The 12,858-nt window shown below is 64.3% G+C and carries 15 protein-coding genes; 10 read left to right on the top strand and 5 right to left on the bottom strand.

The window, feature by feature from the left end:
* Positions 1–28 precede the first annotated feature (28 nt).
* The 3 genes from C404_RS47445 to C404_RS47435 all read right to left on the bottom strand — a co-directional run bounded on the left by C404_RS47445 (position 29) and on the right by C404_RS47435 (position 2,392).
* A complete protein-coding gene (locus tag C404_RS47445; RefSeq protein ID WP_021195827.1) occupies positions 29–754 on the bottom strand; it encodes a site-2 protease family protein in 726 nt (241 codons plus the stop codon).
* Between the two features lie 19 nt (positions 755–773).
* A complete protein-coding gene (locus C404_RS47440) occupies positions 774–1,706 on the bottom strand; it encodes a DUF2167 domain-containing protein (RefSeq protein ID WP_031329659.1) in 933 nt (310 codons plus the stop codon).
* Between the two features lie 146 nt (positions 1,707–1,852).
* Positions 1,853–2,392, bottom strand: coding sequence for an ester cyclase (locus C404_RS47435; RefSeq protein ID WP_021195825.1), 540 nt, complete (start codon positions 2,390–2,392; stop codon positions 1,853–1,855).
* 252 nt (positions 2,393–2,644) lie between these two features.
* Here C404_RS47435 and C404_RS47430 point away from each other — a divergent pair, with 252 nt between their 5' ends.
* The 7 genes from C404_RS47430 to C404_RS47400 all read left to right on the top strand — a co-directional run bounded on the left by C404_RS47430 (position 2,645) and on the right by C404_RS47400 (position 7,883).
* Entirely contained in the window at positions 2,645–3,163 is a 519-nt protein-coding gene (locus C404_RS47430) for a hypothetical protein (RefSeq protein ID WP_021195824.1), read from the top strand.
* 109 nt (positions 3,164–3,272) lie between these two features.
* Positions 3,273–4,034, top strand: a complete 762-nt coding sequence (locus C404_RS47425; RefSeq protein ID WP_021195823.1) for an IclR family transcriptional regulator — start codon at positions 3,273–3,275, stop codon at positions 4,032–4,034.
* 66 nt (positions 4,035–4,100) lie between these two features.
* A complete protein-coding gene (locus C404_RS47420) occupies positions 4,101–4,856 on the top strand; it encodes a glutamine ABC transporter substrate-binding protein (protein WP_031329658.1) in 756 nt (251 codons plus the stop codon).
* Between the two features lie 18 nt (positions 4,857–4,874).
* Positions 4,875–5,543 (top strand): amino acid ABC transporter permease, encoded by a 669-nt coding sequence (locus tag C404_RS47415; RefSeq protein WP_021195821.1) that lies wholly within the window; start codon positions 4,875–4,877, stop codon positions 5,541–5,543.
* A 62-nt stretch (positions 5,544–5,605) separates the two neighbouring features.
* On the top strand, positions 5,606–6,352 hold the full coding sequence (locus C404_RS47410; protein WP_167351973.1) for an amino acid ABC transporter ATP-binding protein: 747 nt from the start codon (positions 5,606–5,608) through the stop codon (positions 6,350–6,352).
* Positions 6,349–7,308: a formimidoylglutamase gene (gene hutG, locus C404_RS47405; RefSeq protein WP_021195819.1), complete on the top strand. Its 960-nt coding sequence runs from the start codon at positions 6,349–6,351 to the stop codon at positions 7,306–7,308. Before C404_RS47410 ends, hutG begins: the two co-directional genes overlap by 4 nt.
* A complete protein-coding gene (locus C404_RS47400) occupies positions 7,305–7,883 on the top strand; it encodes a HutD/Ves family protein (RefSeq protein ID WP_021195818.1) in 579 nt (192 codons plus the stop codon). Before hutG ends, C404_RS47400 begins: the two co-directional genes overlap by 4 nt.
* Positions 7,884–7,978: 95 nt before the next feature.
* On the opposite strand, the gene C404_RS47395 is transcribed toward C404_RS47400, so the two are convergent.
* Positions 7,979–8,263: an HU family DNA-binding protein gene (locus tag C404_RS47395; protein WP_003272088.1), complete on the bottom strand. Its 285-nt coding sequence runs from the start codon at positions 8,261–8,263 to the stop codon at positions 7,979–7,981.
* A gap of 312 nt (positions 8,264–8,575) precedes the next feature.
* On the opposite strand from C404_RS47395, the gene C404_RS47390 reads away from it, so the two are divergent.
* Positions 8,576–9,328: an oxidoreductase gene (locus C404_RS47390; protein WP_031329654.1), complete on the top strand. Its 753-nt coding sequence runs from the start codon at positions 8,576–8,578 to the stop codon at positions 9,326–9,328.
* A 36-nt stretch (positions 9,329–9,364) separates the two neighbouring features.
* On the opposite strand, the gene C404_RS47385 is transcribed toward C404_RS47390, so the two are convergent.
* Positions 9,365–10,705 carry an MFS transporter gene (locus C404_RS47385; protein ID WP_021195816.1) on the bottom strand — a complete coding sequence of 447 codons (1,341 nt, stop codon included), beginning with the start codon at positions 10,703–10,705 and terminating at the stop codon, positions 9,365–9,367.
* Between the two features lie 180 nt (positions 10,706–10,885).
* On the opposite strand from C404_RS47385, the gene C404_RS47380 reads away from it, so the two are divergent.
* Together C404_RS47380 and C404_RS47375 are read left to right on the top strand one after the other, a co-directional pair.
* On the top strand, positions 10,886–11,224 hold the full coding sequence (locus C404_RS47380) for a hypothetical protein (protein WP_031329653.1): 339 nt from the start codon (positions 10,886–10,888) through the stop codon (positions 11,222–11,224).
* 148 nt (positions 11,225–11,372) lie between these two features.
* Positions 11,373–12,773, top strand: coding sequence for a GntP family permease (locus C404_RS47375; protein WP_021195814.1), 1,401 nt, complete (start codon positions 11,373–11,375; stop codon positions 12,771–12,773).
* Positions 12,774–12,858: the final 85 nt, after the last annotated feature.

The following is a 12,858-nucleotide window of genomic DNA, read 5'->3' as shown; positions in this document are numbered from 1 at the left end:
GGGGGGGAGACGTACGTTCTCTCGTAGCTCATGTTGTAGCGCGCACGCTGCCCAGCATGTCGTGCAACTCGTGGCTCATCATCGCCAGGAAGACGACCAGGCCGATGTAGTACACCGTGTAGGTCAGGCGGGACTCGTTGGAGATGCTGTAGTACGCGCGGTTTTCCGGCGCGTTGGGATCGTAGCGCCACGCCTTCATCAGTTGCGGGACAGCCAGCACGGCGATCAGGATCAGGATCGGGCTCGGCCGCCACATGAACAGCGCCACCAGCACCGGCACCCCCAAAAACCAGATGCGTGGCGACAGCACCGCCGTAATCCGCCCGCCATCAAACGGCGACATCGGGATCAGGTTGAACAGGTTCAGGAAGCAACCGGCGTAAGCCAGGGCGAGCAGCAACTGGCTGTCGGTATAGCGCGCGAGACCGTAGCAGAGCATCGCCCCGACCGTGCCCGCAACGGGGCCTGCCAGGCCGATGTACGCCTCGGTCTCGACATCCATCGGTTGCTCTTTGAGGTCGATCCACGCGCCCACGAACGGGATGAAGGTGGGTGCACCCACGGCCAACCCGCGTTGGCGCGCCGCCATGAAATGCCCCATCTCGTGGATGAACAGCAGCACCACAAAGCCCACCGCATAGCGCCAGCCGAACGCAAAGGCGTACACCACCACCGACAGCAGCATCGTGCCGCCGGTGGTCAGCAGCTTGCCGAACTTGAGCCCCGAGAACAGCAGGATCAGCAGTTTGGTCATGGCGTGTGTGCCAGCGTGATCAGGCGCTCGGCTTGCGCTTGAAGAACTTGGCAATCGCCGCGCCAAAGCCCGCCACGGCCAGGATCGCCACCTTGGCAAACTTGGCCAGGAAGGCGGCAATCACGGCAAACAGGCCCAGCTTCTTGGCAGCGATGCCACCCACCAGCGCAGCCAGGCCGTACTCGGCCACCTTGTCGGTCTTGGCGTTGAAGTCGGTGTAGCGCTTGCCGTCCTTGAAGTCGAGATCGGCCAGCAGCTTCTGCACGGCGGGCTTGTCGGCGTTGACGTGGTCGCTTGCGGTGATCAGGTTCAGGCTGATGTAGCCGTCGCGGCCCAGCGCGTAGGTGTTGTAGTTGACCGATTCCGGCTCGTTGTCGGGCTGGCCCTTGGAGCGCGCGGCCATCGACCAGATCAGGCGGTGCGTGGCGGCGTCATAGTGCGGGCGCTCAACCCAGCCCTGGATCTCCAGCGCGGGGATACCGCGCTTCTCGCGCTCTTCGTTGGCGGCAGCGGTGCCTTCCTTGAGCGACTTGAACAGGTCGTCGACGTTCCAGTCCTTGGCGTCGTCGTCCTTGATGTAGCCCGACGCCTCGTACTCGGCGATCACCATCCAGTCGCTCTCTTCGTCGGTGGGCATGACCAGGCCGAGCAAGTCCTGGTTGTTGCCGTTGCCCATGGCGTGCATGAGCTGGCCGGCGGCCGGCTGCGGGATGAAGACTTGGTTTGCGCCGATCTTGAGGGCGGCCTGGTCACGCAGTTCGATGGACGTGGGCCCCGCCTTTGCACTGGCCTTGGCGGCAGCCCAGGCCTGCTTGATTTCCTGTTCCGGATTCGGACCAGCCGATGGTGCCGATTGTGCGTGCGCGGCGGCTGCACCCATCAGCCCCATCACCCCGGTGCAGGCGAGCGCGCTCGCCCAGGCGCGCAGTGCGCCCTGAAACCCCATTCCCATGTGCTTCTCCTGAAGACGTTTTCGTGTTTTCGTTGGCTCGTTTCTTCTATCGCTCTGGCCGCCGCCAAGCGGCTTGCAAGCAGGGGCGAAGCATAGCGGGAGTGGGGTGCAAGCTTGTTAAAGGGCGTTAATAGATCCGCGCGAATTCAGGGCTGCAATCCCATCTGCCCCAGCAGCGTCTGGTTGTCTTCCAGGTGCCAGTTTTCAGCGATCTTGCCGTCGGCCACGCGGTACAGATCGAATGCCTGGAAGTCGATGGGCTGGTTCTGCCCGTGCGTGTGCCCGAACTCGCCGGTGAAGTGTCCGCGAAAGCGCAGATGTACGGCCACACGGTCGCCGGCCACAACCATGTCTTCGATTTCCACACGCATGTCGGGCACGGCGGCGCGGAAGGCTCGGGATGCGTCAAGCGGGCCTTGTGGGCCCTGCACGCGTCCTGCGGGCAGCGTGCGGTCGGCAAAGTCGGACGACAGCGCCTGCGTGGCATAGCGCGCATCGCCGGTGTGCCAGAAGGTGGCGTAGCGGCGTGCCGCCAGCACGGTGGCCGCAGCTTGCGGTGTGTCTGGGGCGGCCAGATGTTGCGGGCGGACGAGTTCGTCGTCTGCGGCGAATGCCGGTAGCGCGGCAAGCAGCGCCAGCGCGGTGGTGGCCAGCAGGACGGGGCGGAGGACGGGGTGAGCGGGCATGGAAAGCTCCGGTGGGTTGAGATGCGCCGCACTGTAGGCTTCTATCCGGAGGCGATAAACAGGTTGCGAGTCGATCTGGTTTCAATCAGCATTTGATGATCGATGCATGCGTCTGTCCGTCCTGCAATGCAATGCCGCGCACGTGATAGTCGGTATGCCGCGCCAGACGGCGTTCAAACGGTCCGCGCTGCGCCGGGTTTTTCTAGACTGACCCCTCATCGAACAGACACATACAAAAAAGGGAGGGGAACGATGGACCTGAGCCACATCCTGTCGCGCACCGAGCGCGGCACGCAGGAACTGCAGGCACGCAGCGGGCGTGTCACGCATCGGCAGCGCGCGATCCTGCTGCTGGCGGGCGGCGAGCGGTCAGCTGCGGAGATCCTGGCGCAGTTGAGCAGCGCCGGCCCGGACACGGAAGACCTCATGCGCCTGGTTGCCGACGGCTACGTCGTGGCGCGCGCACCGGTCAAGCTGGCACCCAAGCCCAAGGCGCTGCCCAAGCCGGCATCGACCACACCGCCGGCGGCGCGTCACGTGCGGCAGGCCTCGATTGCCGACTGGCGCCTGAGCCAGGCGGGGGCGTTCTCGGCCTTCCAGCGCTACCTTGCCGAGGGGCCGGAAGCGCCGCTGGATTTTCTCAATGGCTTGGCTGCGCCCTTGTACGCGGCGCTGACCACCTGCCGCAGCGAGGCCTCCGCCCACGCCGTCGTCGCGTTCCTGGAAGCACGCTTGGACGAAGAAAGTTGGAATGTGACCGAGACGTCCTAGGTGTAAATACTGAATTTGCGTACTTTTCCCGTCTATTGGGAATCGTGCGTTGATGATTTGAGAAAACCGTCGCATTCTCCGTCGCATTCCACGCCACGGAGCTTCTGCGATGGCCGAGCCCGGTTCCGCACAACTTGCAGCACAACCCACCGCCGGTGCGGATCGCGTGCTGATGGTGCTCGCCACCATCGCGCGCCACGGCCGCCCGGTTGCGGCGCGTGAACTGGTCGAGCTGACCGGTCTGCCGCAGAGCACGCTGTACCGCCAGGTGGCGATGCTCAAGCGCTGGGGCTTCGTGCTCGAATCGTCCGGCACCTACGCGCCGGGTCCGATCAGTCTGCAACTCGCACTCGGCTTCGATCACGCTTCGCACCTCGTGCAGGAAGCGCGCATCGGTATGGCCAAGCTCGTCGCCGAGTCGGGTGAATCGGTCGGGCTGGTGGTGGCCGTCAAGGATCAGGCCGTCTGTCTGGAAATGGTCGAGAGCCAGCAGTCGCTGCGCTGCTCGTTCGAGAAGGGGCGCGGTGTGCCGCTGCTGGCCGGCGCCTCGGCCAAATCGTTGCTCGCGTTCATGCCGCCAACGGCTGCGCGCGCCATCCTCGCAGACTTGCTGGCCATCGATGCGGACAGCCAAGCGCAACTGCAAACCGAACTTGCTGATATCCGCGCCGCGGGCTACGCGCTGTCCGAAGGCGAAGTCGACCCCGGCGTCTGGGGCGTGAGTGCGCCGGTGTTCCGGATGCCCGGCCACGCGCTCGGCTCCATTACGTTGATGGCGCCTGCCACGCGCGTGCGCGGCAAGGAGCAACGCCTGATCGACATGACCGTGGCTGCTGCTGCGTCCATTTCGGCACGGCTGCAGGACATCTGAATCTTCGAATCACGCGTTTTGCTCGAATTGTTTTTTCCACCCCACATGCACATTAGGAGACCACTCATGGGGAATCGCCGTCGTTTTATGCTGGCTTGTGCCGTGGCGTTGTCCGCTGCGGCGTCCTTCGCTACCGCAGCGCACGCCGCTGGCGAGCCGCTGCGCGTGGCCACCGATGCCACCTTCGCGCCGATGGAGTTTGTCGAGGGCGGCAAGCGCACCGGCTTTGATGTGGATCTGATCGAGGCATTGGCCCGCACCATGGGCCGCCCGGTCGAGTGGACCGACATCGATTTCAAGGGCCTCGTACCGGGCCTGATTTCGCGCCGCTTCGACGTGGCCATCTCGGGCATCTACATCACCGAAGAGCGCAAGAAAGTGGTGGACTTCACGGTGCCGTACTACCACGGCGGCCTGGTTGCGCTGGTCAAGCAGGGCAACACGGCTGTCAAGACGCCGGCGGACCTGAACGGCAAGAAGGTGAGCGTGCAGGTGGGCACCAAGTCGGTCAACTACCTGCGCGAGAACTATCCGAAGGTCGAGCGCGTGGAAGTTGAGAAGAACGAGCAGATGTTCAACCTCGTTGAGATCGGCCGCGCCGATGCAGCCGTCACGGGTCGCCCCGCTGCGGCGTACTACGTCAAGGCGCGTCCGGGCCTGCGTCTGGTCGAGCCGGCACTGACGACCGAGGAATACGGCATCGCCGTGCGCCGTGACCAGCCTGAGCTGACCAAGGCGCTGAACGCCGCGCTCGAGAAGATCAAGGCCGACGGTACGTACGCGCAGATCCTCAAGAAGTGGTTTGGCCCCGACGCCAAGTAACAACCGACGGACACGCTGATGGAATTGGATTTTTCTCCTGTCTGGGCGGGATGGACGGACATTCTCCACGGTGCACTCGTCACCGTGGAGGTGACCGCCGTCGCGCTGATGCTTGGCTGCGTGCTGGGCCTGCTGGTCGGCATCGGGCGGCTGAACCCGCGCCGGCGCTTCATCTACGGCATCTGCACGGTGTACGTGACGTTCATCCGTGGCACGCCGCTGCTGGTGCAGCTCTTCCTGCTGTTCTTCGGGTTGCCGCAGTTCGACATCCTGCTGCCGGCCTTCGTGTGCGGTGTGCTGGGGCTGGGCGTGTACTCGGGTGCCTATGTGTCGGAGATCGTGCGTGGCGCGATCCAGTCGGTCGATCGTGGGCAGATGGAAGCGGCACGCTCGATCGGCATGTCGTCGGCGCAGTCGATGCGCGCGATCATCCTGCCGCAGGCCGTGGTGCGGATGATCCCGCCGCTGGGCAACGAGTTCATTGCGCTGATCAAGAACTCGGCGCTGGTGTCACTGCTGACGATTCACGACCTGATGCATGAAGGGCAGAAGATCATCAGCGTGTCGTACCGCTCGCTGGAGGTGTACCTGGCGATTGCGCTGGTGTATCTGGTGCTGACCAGTGCGGCGAGCTACTTGCTGCATCGCCTTGAACGCAACATCCGTGCGGGAGGCATGGTGCAATGAACATGGCCAGTGTGACCAATGCGGCGAACCCGCAAACTTTGAAATCCGCGCTGGATGTACCGATGATCCAGATCCGCGGTCTCACCAAATCGTACGGCGATCACACCGTGCTCAAGGGCATCGACTTCGAGGTCGACGCCTCGCAGGTGGTGGTCGTGATCGGCCCCAGCGGCTCGGGCAAGAGCACCTTCCTGCGCTGCTGCAACGGGCTGGAAGTGCCCGAGGGCGGCACCATCGACATCTGCGGCAAGCGGCTGATCGACAACGGCACGATGCTGCCCGAGAGCGACCTGAACCACCTGCGCCAGCAGGTCGGCATGGTGTTCCAGTCGTTCAACCTGTTCCCGCATCTGTCGGTACTGCACAACGTCACCATCGGCCCGCGCATGCTGCGCAACAAGTCGAAGAGCGAAGCGGAAACCGAAGCGCGTGAGTTGCTGCAGAAAGTGGGCCTGGCACACAAGGCCGACGCGATGCCCGCGAGCCTCTCCGGCGGTCAGAAGCAACGCGTGGCGATTGCCCGCGCGCTGGCGATGCGGCCGAAGGTCATGCTGTTCGACGAGCCGACGTCTGCACTCGACCCGGAACTCGTCGGTGAAGTGCTGCAGGTGATGAAGCTGCTCGCCAAGGAAGGCATGACGATGCTGGTCGTCACGCACGAGATGGGGTTCGCACGCGAAGTGGCTGACGTGGTGGTGGTGATGGACGGCGGCGGCATCGTCGAAGCCGGGCCGCCGTCGGTCATCTTTGGAGAACCCAAGGAGGCGCGTACGCGTTCGTTCCTGCAAGCGGTGCTCACGCGTTCATGACCATGCACGAGGTGATGACATTCGATGCTTCCATCTGGCAGGGCCGTGATGACACAGGCGAGCGTGGCGACGTCACGCGACTGTTCCAGGTTGTGCGGTCCGCCTACGTAACGCCGCTCTCCGGTGCGCCTGCCGTGCTCGGCTTTGCGTGCGATGCCGGCGTGCTGCGCAACCACGGCCGTGCGGGGGCCGCGCAGGCCCCACGTGAGATTCGTCGTGCGTTGGCCAACGTGCCTGCGCACGGTCTTGCCGTGCTCGCCGACGCGGGGGATGTCACTTGCGATGATGGCGATCTAGAAGGTGCACAGGCCGCGCTCGGTGATGCTGTCTTCGATCTGCTCGATGCGGGTGCGCGTCCGGTTGTGCTGGGTGGCGGCCACGAGGTTGCGTTCGGCACGTACCAGGGCCTGCGCAAGCACTGGCAGAAACAGGGCCTGCGCGGGCGTCTGGCCATCGTCAACTTTGATGCGCATTTCGATCTGCGCACGAGTCGGCCCGGCAACTCCGGCACACCGTTCGACCAGATCGCCGAAGACTGCGCCGCGCACGGCATCGACCTGACGTATTGCTGCCTGGGTGTGAGCCGCCTGTCCAACACGCCAGCGCTGTTCGATCGCGCCGATGCGCTGCACGCGCACTACGTGGAAGACACCGATGTGCAGGAGCGCCATCTCGATGCGCGCATGGCCGATCTGGATGCGTGGCTGGCCGATGTCGATCACGTCTACCTGACCATCGACATGGACGTGTTGGCTGCCGCCGTCGCACCCGGTGTCTCCGCACCCGCCGCATACGGCATCACGTTGCCGGTGCTTGAGGCGCTCGTGCAGCATGTATGTGCCACGGGCAAGGTGCGCGTGGCGGACATCGCCGAGACCAACCCCGAATACGACCAGGACCGCCGCACCGTGCGTGTGGCCGCACGCCTGGCATATCACCTGCTGCGCCGCCAATGAAGCTGATTCCTGCAGACGCAATGCGCCGCATGCCGTGGAAGAACGGCGGCGGTGTCACCACCGAAATCGCCATCGCACCCGAAGGCGCCACGCTCGACACCTTCGACTGGCGCATCAGCACAGCGCAGGTCGATGCTGCGGGGCCGTTTTCGCGTTTTGCTGGTATCGATCGCTCGCTGGCGGTGATCGCCGGTGGGCGGCTGACGATGCATCGTGCGGACGGCAACGTTGTGTCGCTCGCGCCGGGCGAGGCACCCGTGCGCTTTCCCGGTGAAGTGGACATTCAGGCCACGCTCGATGCGCCGCTGTCGGACTTCAACGTGATGACGCGCCGCGACACCTGGGCGCATCACGCAGAGTCGATCACGCTGGTTGCTGGTGAGCGCCGGTCGCTGCCGATCACGCACGCGCGCATGCAGTGGCTGGTCTATTGCGTGCACGGCGCGCTGTCGCTCGACGGTGTGGATGTGCCGCGGGGCGCAGCGGTGTGGCTGGACGTGCCGTCGGGCAACGACACGCTGGTTGCGCGCGTGGGGTCGGTCGGCTATCTGGTGGCGCTCTGGCCGATCGCCTGATCTTTGCGCTCAGGAAAAAATGCAGTCAAAAGAAAAGGGACCCTTAAAGGGTCCCTTGCAAGTCTCCCGGCTGCGTAGAGCCCGGCAGAAGACGCTTACTTCTTCTTGTTCACGGCGTCCTTGAAACCCTTGCCAGCCGTGAACTTCACGGTCTTGGTTGCCGGGATCTTGATGGCTTCGCCGGTGCGCGGGTTGCGGCCGGTGCGTGCAGCACGCTTGCCCGACGAGAACGAACCGAAGCCAACCAGCGTGATGGTGCCGCCCTTGGCGACGGTCTTCTTGATGTTTTCCAGCGCGGAGTTCAGCGCGCGCTCGGCGGCGGCGTTGCTCAGTTCTGCGTCTTTTGCAATGGCGGCTACGAGTTCGGATTTGGTCGTCATGTCAGTTCCCCACATCAGGTTTGTTGGACAGCGTTGTACTGCGACCCGTTTTATATCACCGTTGCGAAGGGTTGCACATCCCCTCCCTGCAAGGCTTTGCGGGCCGTTGCTCGCAACCGACACTTGTCCTGTCTACGTTTGCGGGCCGGGCATCCGGGAAACACCTGATATCAACAGGGTTTGTTTGCATTTCCATCAGCGTTGCCCGCACCCGAAATGCACCGAAAGCGCGCAGGCCCGGTGCCGGAAACCGGCGCGAAAGCCGCCGTACACTGTGTACTTGCAGCCAATGCCAACCTCATGGAGAACATCATGTCGAGTTCGCAAACGCCTGTCGCACAAGGCTTCGCGGGCGATGGCGATGCGGCCGAACAGCCACGCGGACCGGCCGTGCTGGTGGCCGGTGCCAATGGATTGGTGGGCAGCGCGGTGGTGCGCCGCCTGGTCGCCCAGACTTGGGTCGGCAGCGTGACAGCGCTGGTACGCCGGCAAGGGGCACTGACAGCCGGGCAGGCGATGCCCGGCAGACTGCGCGAGCGCGTGGTCGATTTCGATCGGCTGGACGCCCCCGAAGCACACACCGCCCTGGCTGCAGATATCGTTATTTGCGCGCTGGGCACGACCATTCGCCAGGCTGGATCGCAGGCGGCATTCCGGCGCGTTGATGTCGAATATCCGGCGGAACTGGCGCGGCGCGCGTTCGCGGCCGGGGCGCATCATTTCTTGCTGGTGAGCGCGCTGGGCGCCGATGCGCGCTCGGGTGTTTTTTACAATCGCTGCAAGGGCGAGGTGGAAGCGGAGATCCTGTCGATCGGCTTTCCATCGGTCACGATCGTGCGGCCGTCGCTGCTGCTCGGCAAACGCAGTGAATTCCGCTTCGGCGAACGCGTTGCACAAAATCTGTCGCACGCAATCGGATGGATGGTGCCGACCGCGTGGCGGCCCGTGCCGGCGGAATCGGTGGCGGCAGCGCTGGTGAGCGCGGCACGTGTGGATGCGCCCGGTGTGCGCGTGCTGGAGAACGCCGCGCTGCTGGCCGCAAAAGACGAACGGCCGGTGGGTTGAGCCACCGGCCGTTCTTGCCTGGTTGATTTCAAGCGGTTACTTCTCGATCGGCTTGCCTGTGCGGTCGTGCATCAGCGACAGCGCAAACACGCTGATGATGGCCGCGACCATCACGTAATACGACGGCGCCAGCTTGCTGCCCGTGCTGGCGATCAGCCACGTCACGATCAGCGGGGCAAAGCCACCGAAGATCGTCACCGCCAGGTTGTACGAAATGGACAGGCCCGTGGAGCGCACCGCCGTCGGGAACTGCTCGGCCAGCACCGCCGGCGCCGGGCCGGTAAACGCCGCCAGCAGCACACCCAGGATCACCTGCACCTGCAGCAGCGTCTGCACGGTCGGGTTGACGTTCAGCCAGTGGAAGAGCGGATACGCTGCGGCGGCAATGACGAGCGCCACCGTGCCCAGCATGCGCTTGCGGCCGATGCGATCCGACAGCGTGCCCATGATCGGGCACAGCACGAAGATGATCGCGCCGCACAGTGCCGTCGACTGGAACGTTGCGCCCAGCGGCAGGCCAAGCTGCTGCTTGGCGTACGTCGGCATGTAGAACACCAGCGTGTACGTGCAGACCGTCCACAGGATGGTCACGCCCAGGCCGCCGAGCACTTCACGCGGATGATCGCGCAGCACCTGCGACAACGGCGCGAGCCGCGATTCCTTCGCGGCCTTCGCCTTCTGCGCTTCGAACGCGGGCGGCTCATGCAAATGCGAGCGGATGTACACGCCGACCGGGCCGATCAGCAGACCGAACAGGAACGGAATGCGCCAGCCCCAGGCATCGATCTGTTCGGGCGACAAGCCGTTGGTGACGATCGCGCCCATGGCGGCGCCGAGGATGAACGAGATGCCCTGGCTCGCCTGCTGCCAGCTGGCGAAGTAGCCGCGGCGCTCGTCCGGCGAGTACTCGATCAGGAAGGCCGTGGCACCGCCGACTTCGCCGCCGGCCGAGAAGCCCTGGATCAGCCGCGCGATCACGATCAGGATCGGTGCGCCGATGCCAATCTGCGAATACGTCGGCGCCAGTCCGATGATGGCCGTGCCAATCGCCATCAGCATGATGGTGAGCGTGAGCGCAGCCTTGCGGCCCACGCGGTCGGCGTAGACGCCGAGCACGACGGCGCCGACCGGGCGCATGAAGAACCCTACGCCGAACGTGGCGACCGTCAGCATGAACGAGGTGAAGTCGTTGCCGGTGGGGAAGAACAGCTTGGCGATGATGACCGCAAAAAAGCTGTAGACCGTGAAGTCGAACCACTCGAGGCCGTTGCCGATGGTGGCGGCGATGATGGCTTTGCGTCGGGCGGCTGCGGAGATGGCCGGGGCCGGTGCACGATCGCCCTGGGTGGGCGCTATCGTGGCTTCGGTGGCTTGCATGGATGTGTCCTCCAGTGTTTTATGGGTATCGCCTGCCCCGATCTCTCCCCAGCGCGGGCGGCGAAGCGGTCATGGTAAGTGATCCGGCAACGATTGGCTGCGGTCGTATCCGAAGTCCTTGGAATTGAACTGGCCAAACACTGTCGAACGCATATCCACATGCATCCAACGGAGCACATCATGAACCCGACACCGCAACGCGGCCGTCGTCTTGCGGCCATCCTGCCGGGCGCGCTCGCCGCCTGTGCGGTCGTCTTGCTGGGGGGCTGCGTGGTCGCGCCGTACTACGACGCCTATGGCAACCCGATCGCTCCCGTCGCGGTTGCGCCCGCGCCGGTGGCTGCGTATCCCTCCTATCCGGCCTACCCGTACGACCCTTATTACTACTATGGCCCGGCTTACTATCCGGCGCCGGTTTTCGGCAGCGTGTGGATCGGCGGCGGTGGGTGCTGGGGCTGCCATCGCGGCTGGGGAGGCCGGGGCTGGGGCGAACGCGGTGGCTGGGGCCACCGTCATTGATCTGTCATCCACATGACGAAAGCGCACGTCTGGCGCGGCTGAACGTCAGTTCTGCCGCCAGTTCAATACGCGTGATTGCGTAACGGAATCTGCTGCATCGCGACATACAATCCATCGCTCTTAAAAGAAGAAAGTGAGGAGATTGTCGATGTCCGTCATCATCGTGCTGGCTGCGCTGGCATTTCTGATGTTCGCCGCGTATCGCGGCTACAGCGTCATCCTGTTTGCACCGCTGGCTGCCCTGGGCGCGGTGCTCCTGACCGATCCATCTGCCGTGGCGCCGGTGTTCTCCGGCATCTTCATGGAGAAGATGGTCGGCTTCGTCAAACTGTATTTCCCGGTGTTCCTGCTCGGTGCCGTGTTCGGCAAGGTGATCGAGCTGTCAGGCTTTTCGCGCGCGATCGTGGCGTCGGTCATTCGCGTGGTGGGCGCCAAGCGGGCGATGCTCTCCATCGTGCTGGTGTGCGCGCTGCTGACGTATGGCGGCGTGTCGCTGTTCGTGGTGGTGTTTGCGGTGTACCCGTTTGCGGCGGAGATGTTCCGCCAGGGCAACATCCCCAAGCGCCTGATTCCGGGCACGATCGCGCTGGGTGCGTTCTCGTTCACGATGGATTCGCTGCCGGGTACGCCGCAGATCCAGAACATCATCCCGACCACGTTCTTCCACACCACCTCGTGGGCCGCACCGTGGCTGGGTACGATCGGTGCGCTGTTCATCATCGTGGTGGGCATGTCGTATCTGGAATGGCGCCGCCGCGTGGCGCTGCGCAATGGCCACGGCTATGACCACGGCCTGACCAAGCTGGTGAACGAGCCGGAAACGGCCGAGACCGGCACGCTGGCAAACCCGCTGATCGCACTGTCGCCGTTGGTGTTGGTGGGCGTGATGAACCTGCTGTTCACGCGCTGGATTCCGACGTGGTACGGCAAGGTCGTCACCGTTGCGCTGCCGGGTCTGCCCAAGCCGCTGACCGTTGAAGCCGACAAGCTGACCGCGATCTGGGCCGTGGAAGCGGCGCTGCTGATCGGCATCATCGTGGTGCTGGTGTTCGGCTTCCGCGCCGTGAAGGGCCGCTTTGCCGAGGGCAGCAAGGCAGCCGTGTCCGGCGCGCTGCTGGCCGCGATGAACACGGCTTCGGAATACGGTTTCGGTGGCGTGATCGCTGCGTTGCCGGGCTTCCTGGTGCTGGCCGATGGGCTGCGTGCGATTCCGAATCCGCTCGTCAACGAAGCCGTGACGGTGAGCACGCTGGCGGGTATCACCGGGTCCGCATCGGGCGGTATGAGCATTGCGCTGGCGGCGATGGCCGATCAGTTTGTGCAGGCTGCGCAGGCGACGGGGATTCCGATGGAGGTGCTGCACCGCGTGGCGTCGATGGCCTCGGGTGGCATGGATACGCTGCCGCATAACGGCGCCGTTATCACGCTGCTGGCCGTGACTGGGCTTACGCACCGTGAGGCGTATCGCGATGTGTTCTGCGTGACGATCATCAAGACGCTGGCGGTCTTCTTTGTGATTGCGGTGTTTTACGCGACCGGCATCGTTTGATTGGTTTGGTGTGAGTTTTTTGGTGCAGCAGGGAATGGGCCTTTGGGGTGCGTTCCCTGTTTTTTTTTGGTGGTGCATCTCTTGT

It is taken from the genome of Ralstonia sp. AU12-08, from assembly GCF_000442475.1.
In the GTDB taxonomy this organism is placed as follows: domain Bacteria; phylum Pseudomonadota; class Gammaproteobacteria; order Burkholderiales; family Burkholderiaceae; genus Ralstonia; species Ralstonia insidiosa.
This window is presented reverse-complemented; position numbering and strand designations above follow the sequence as displayed.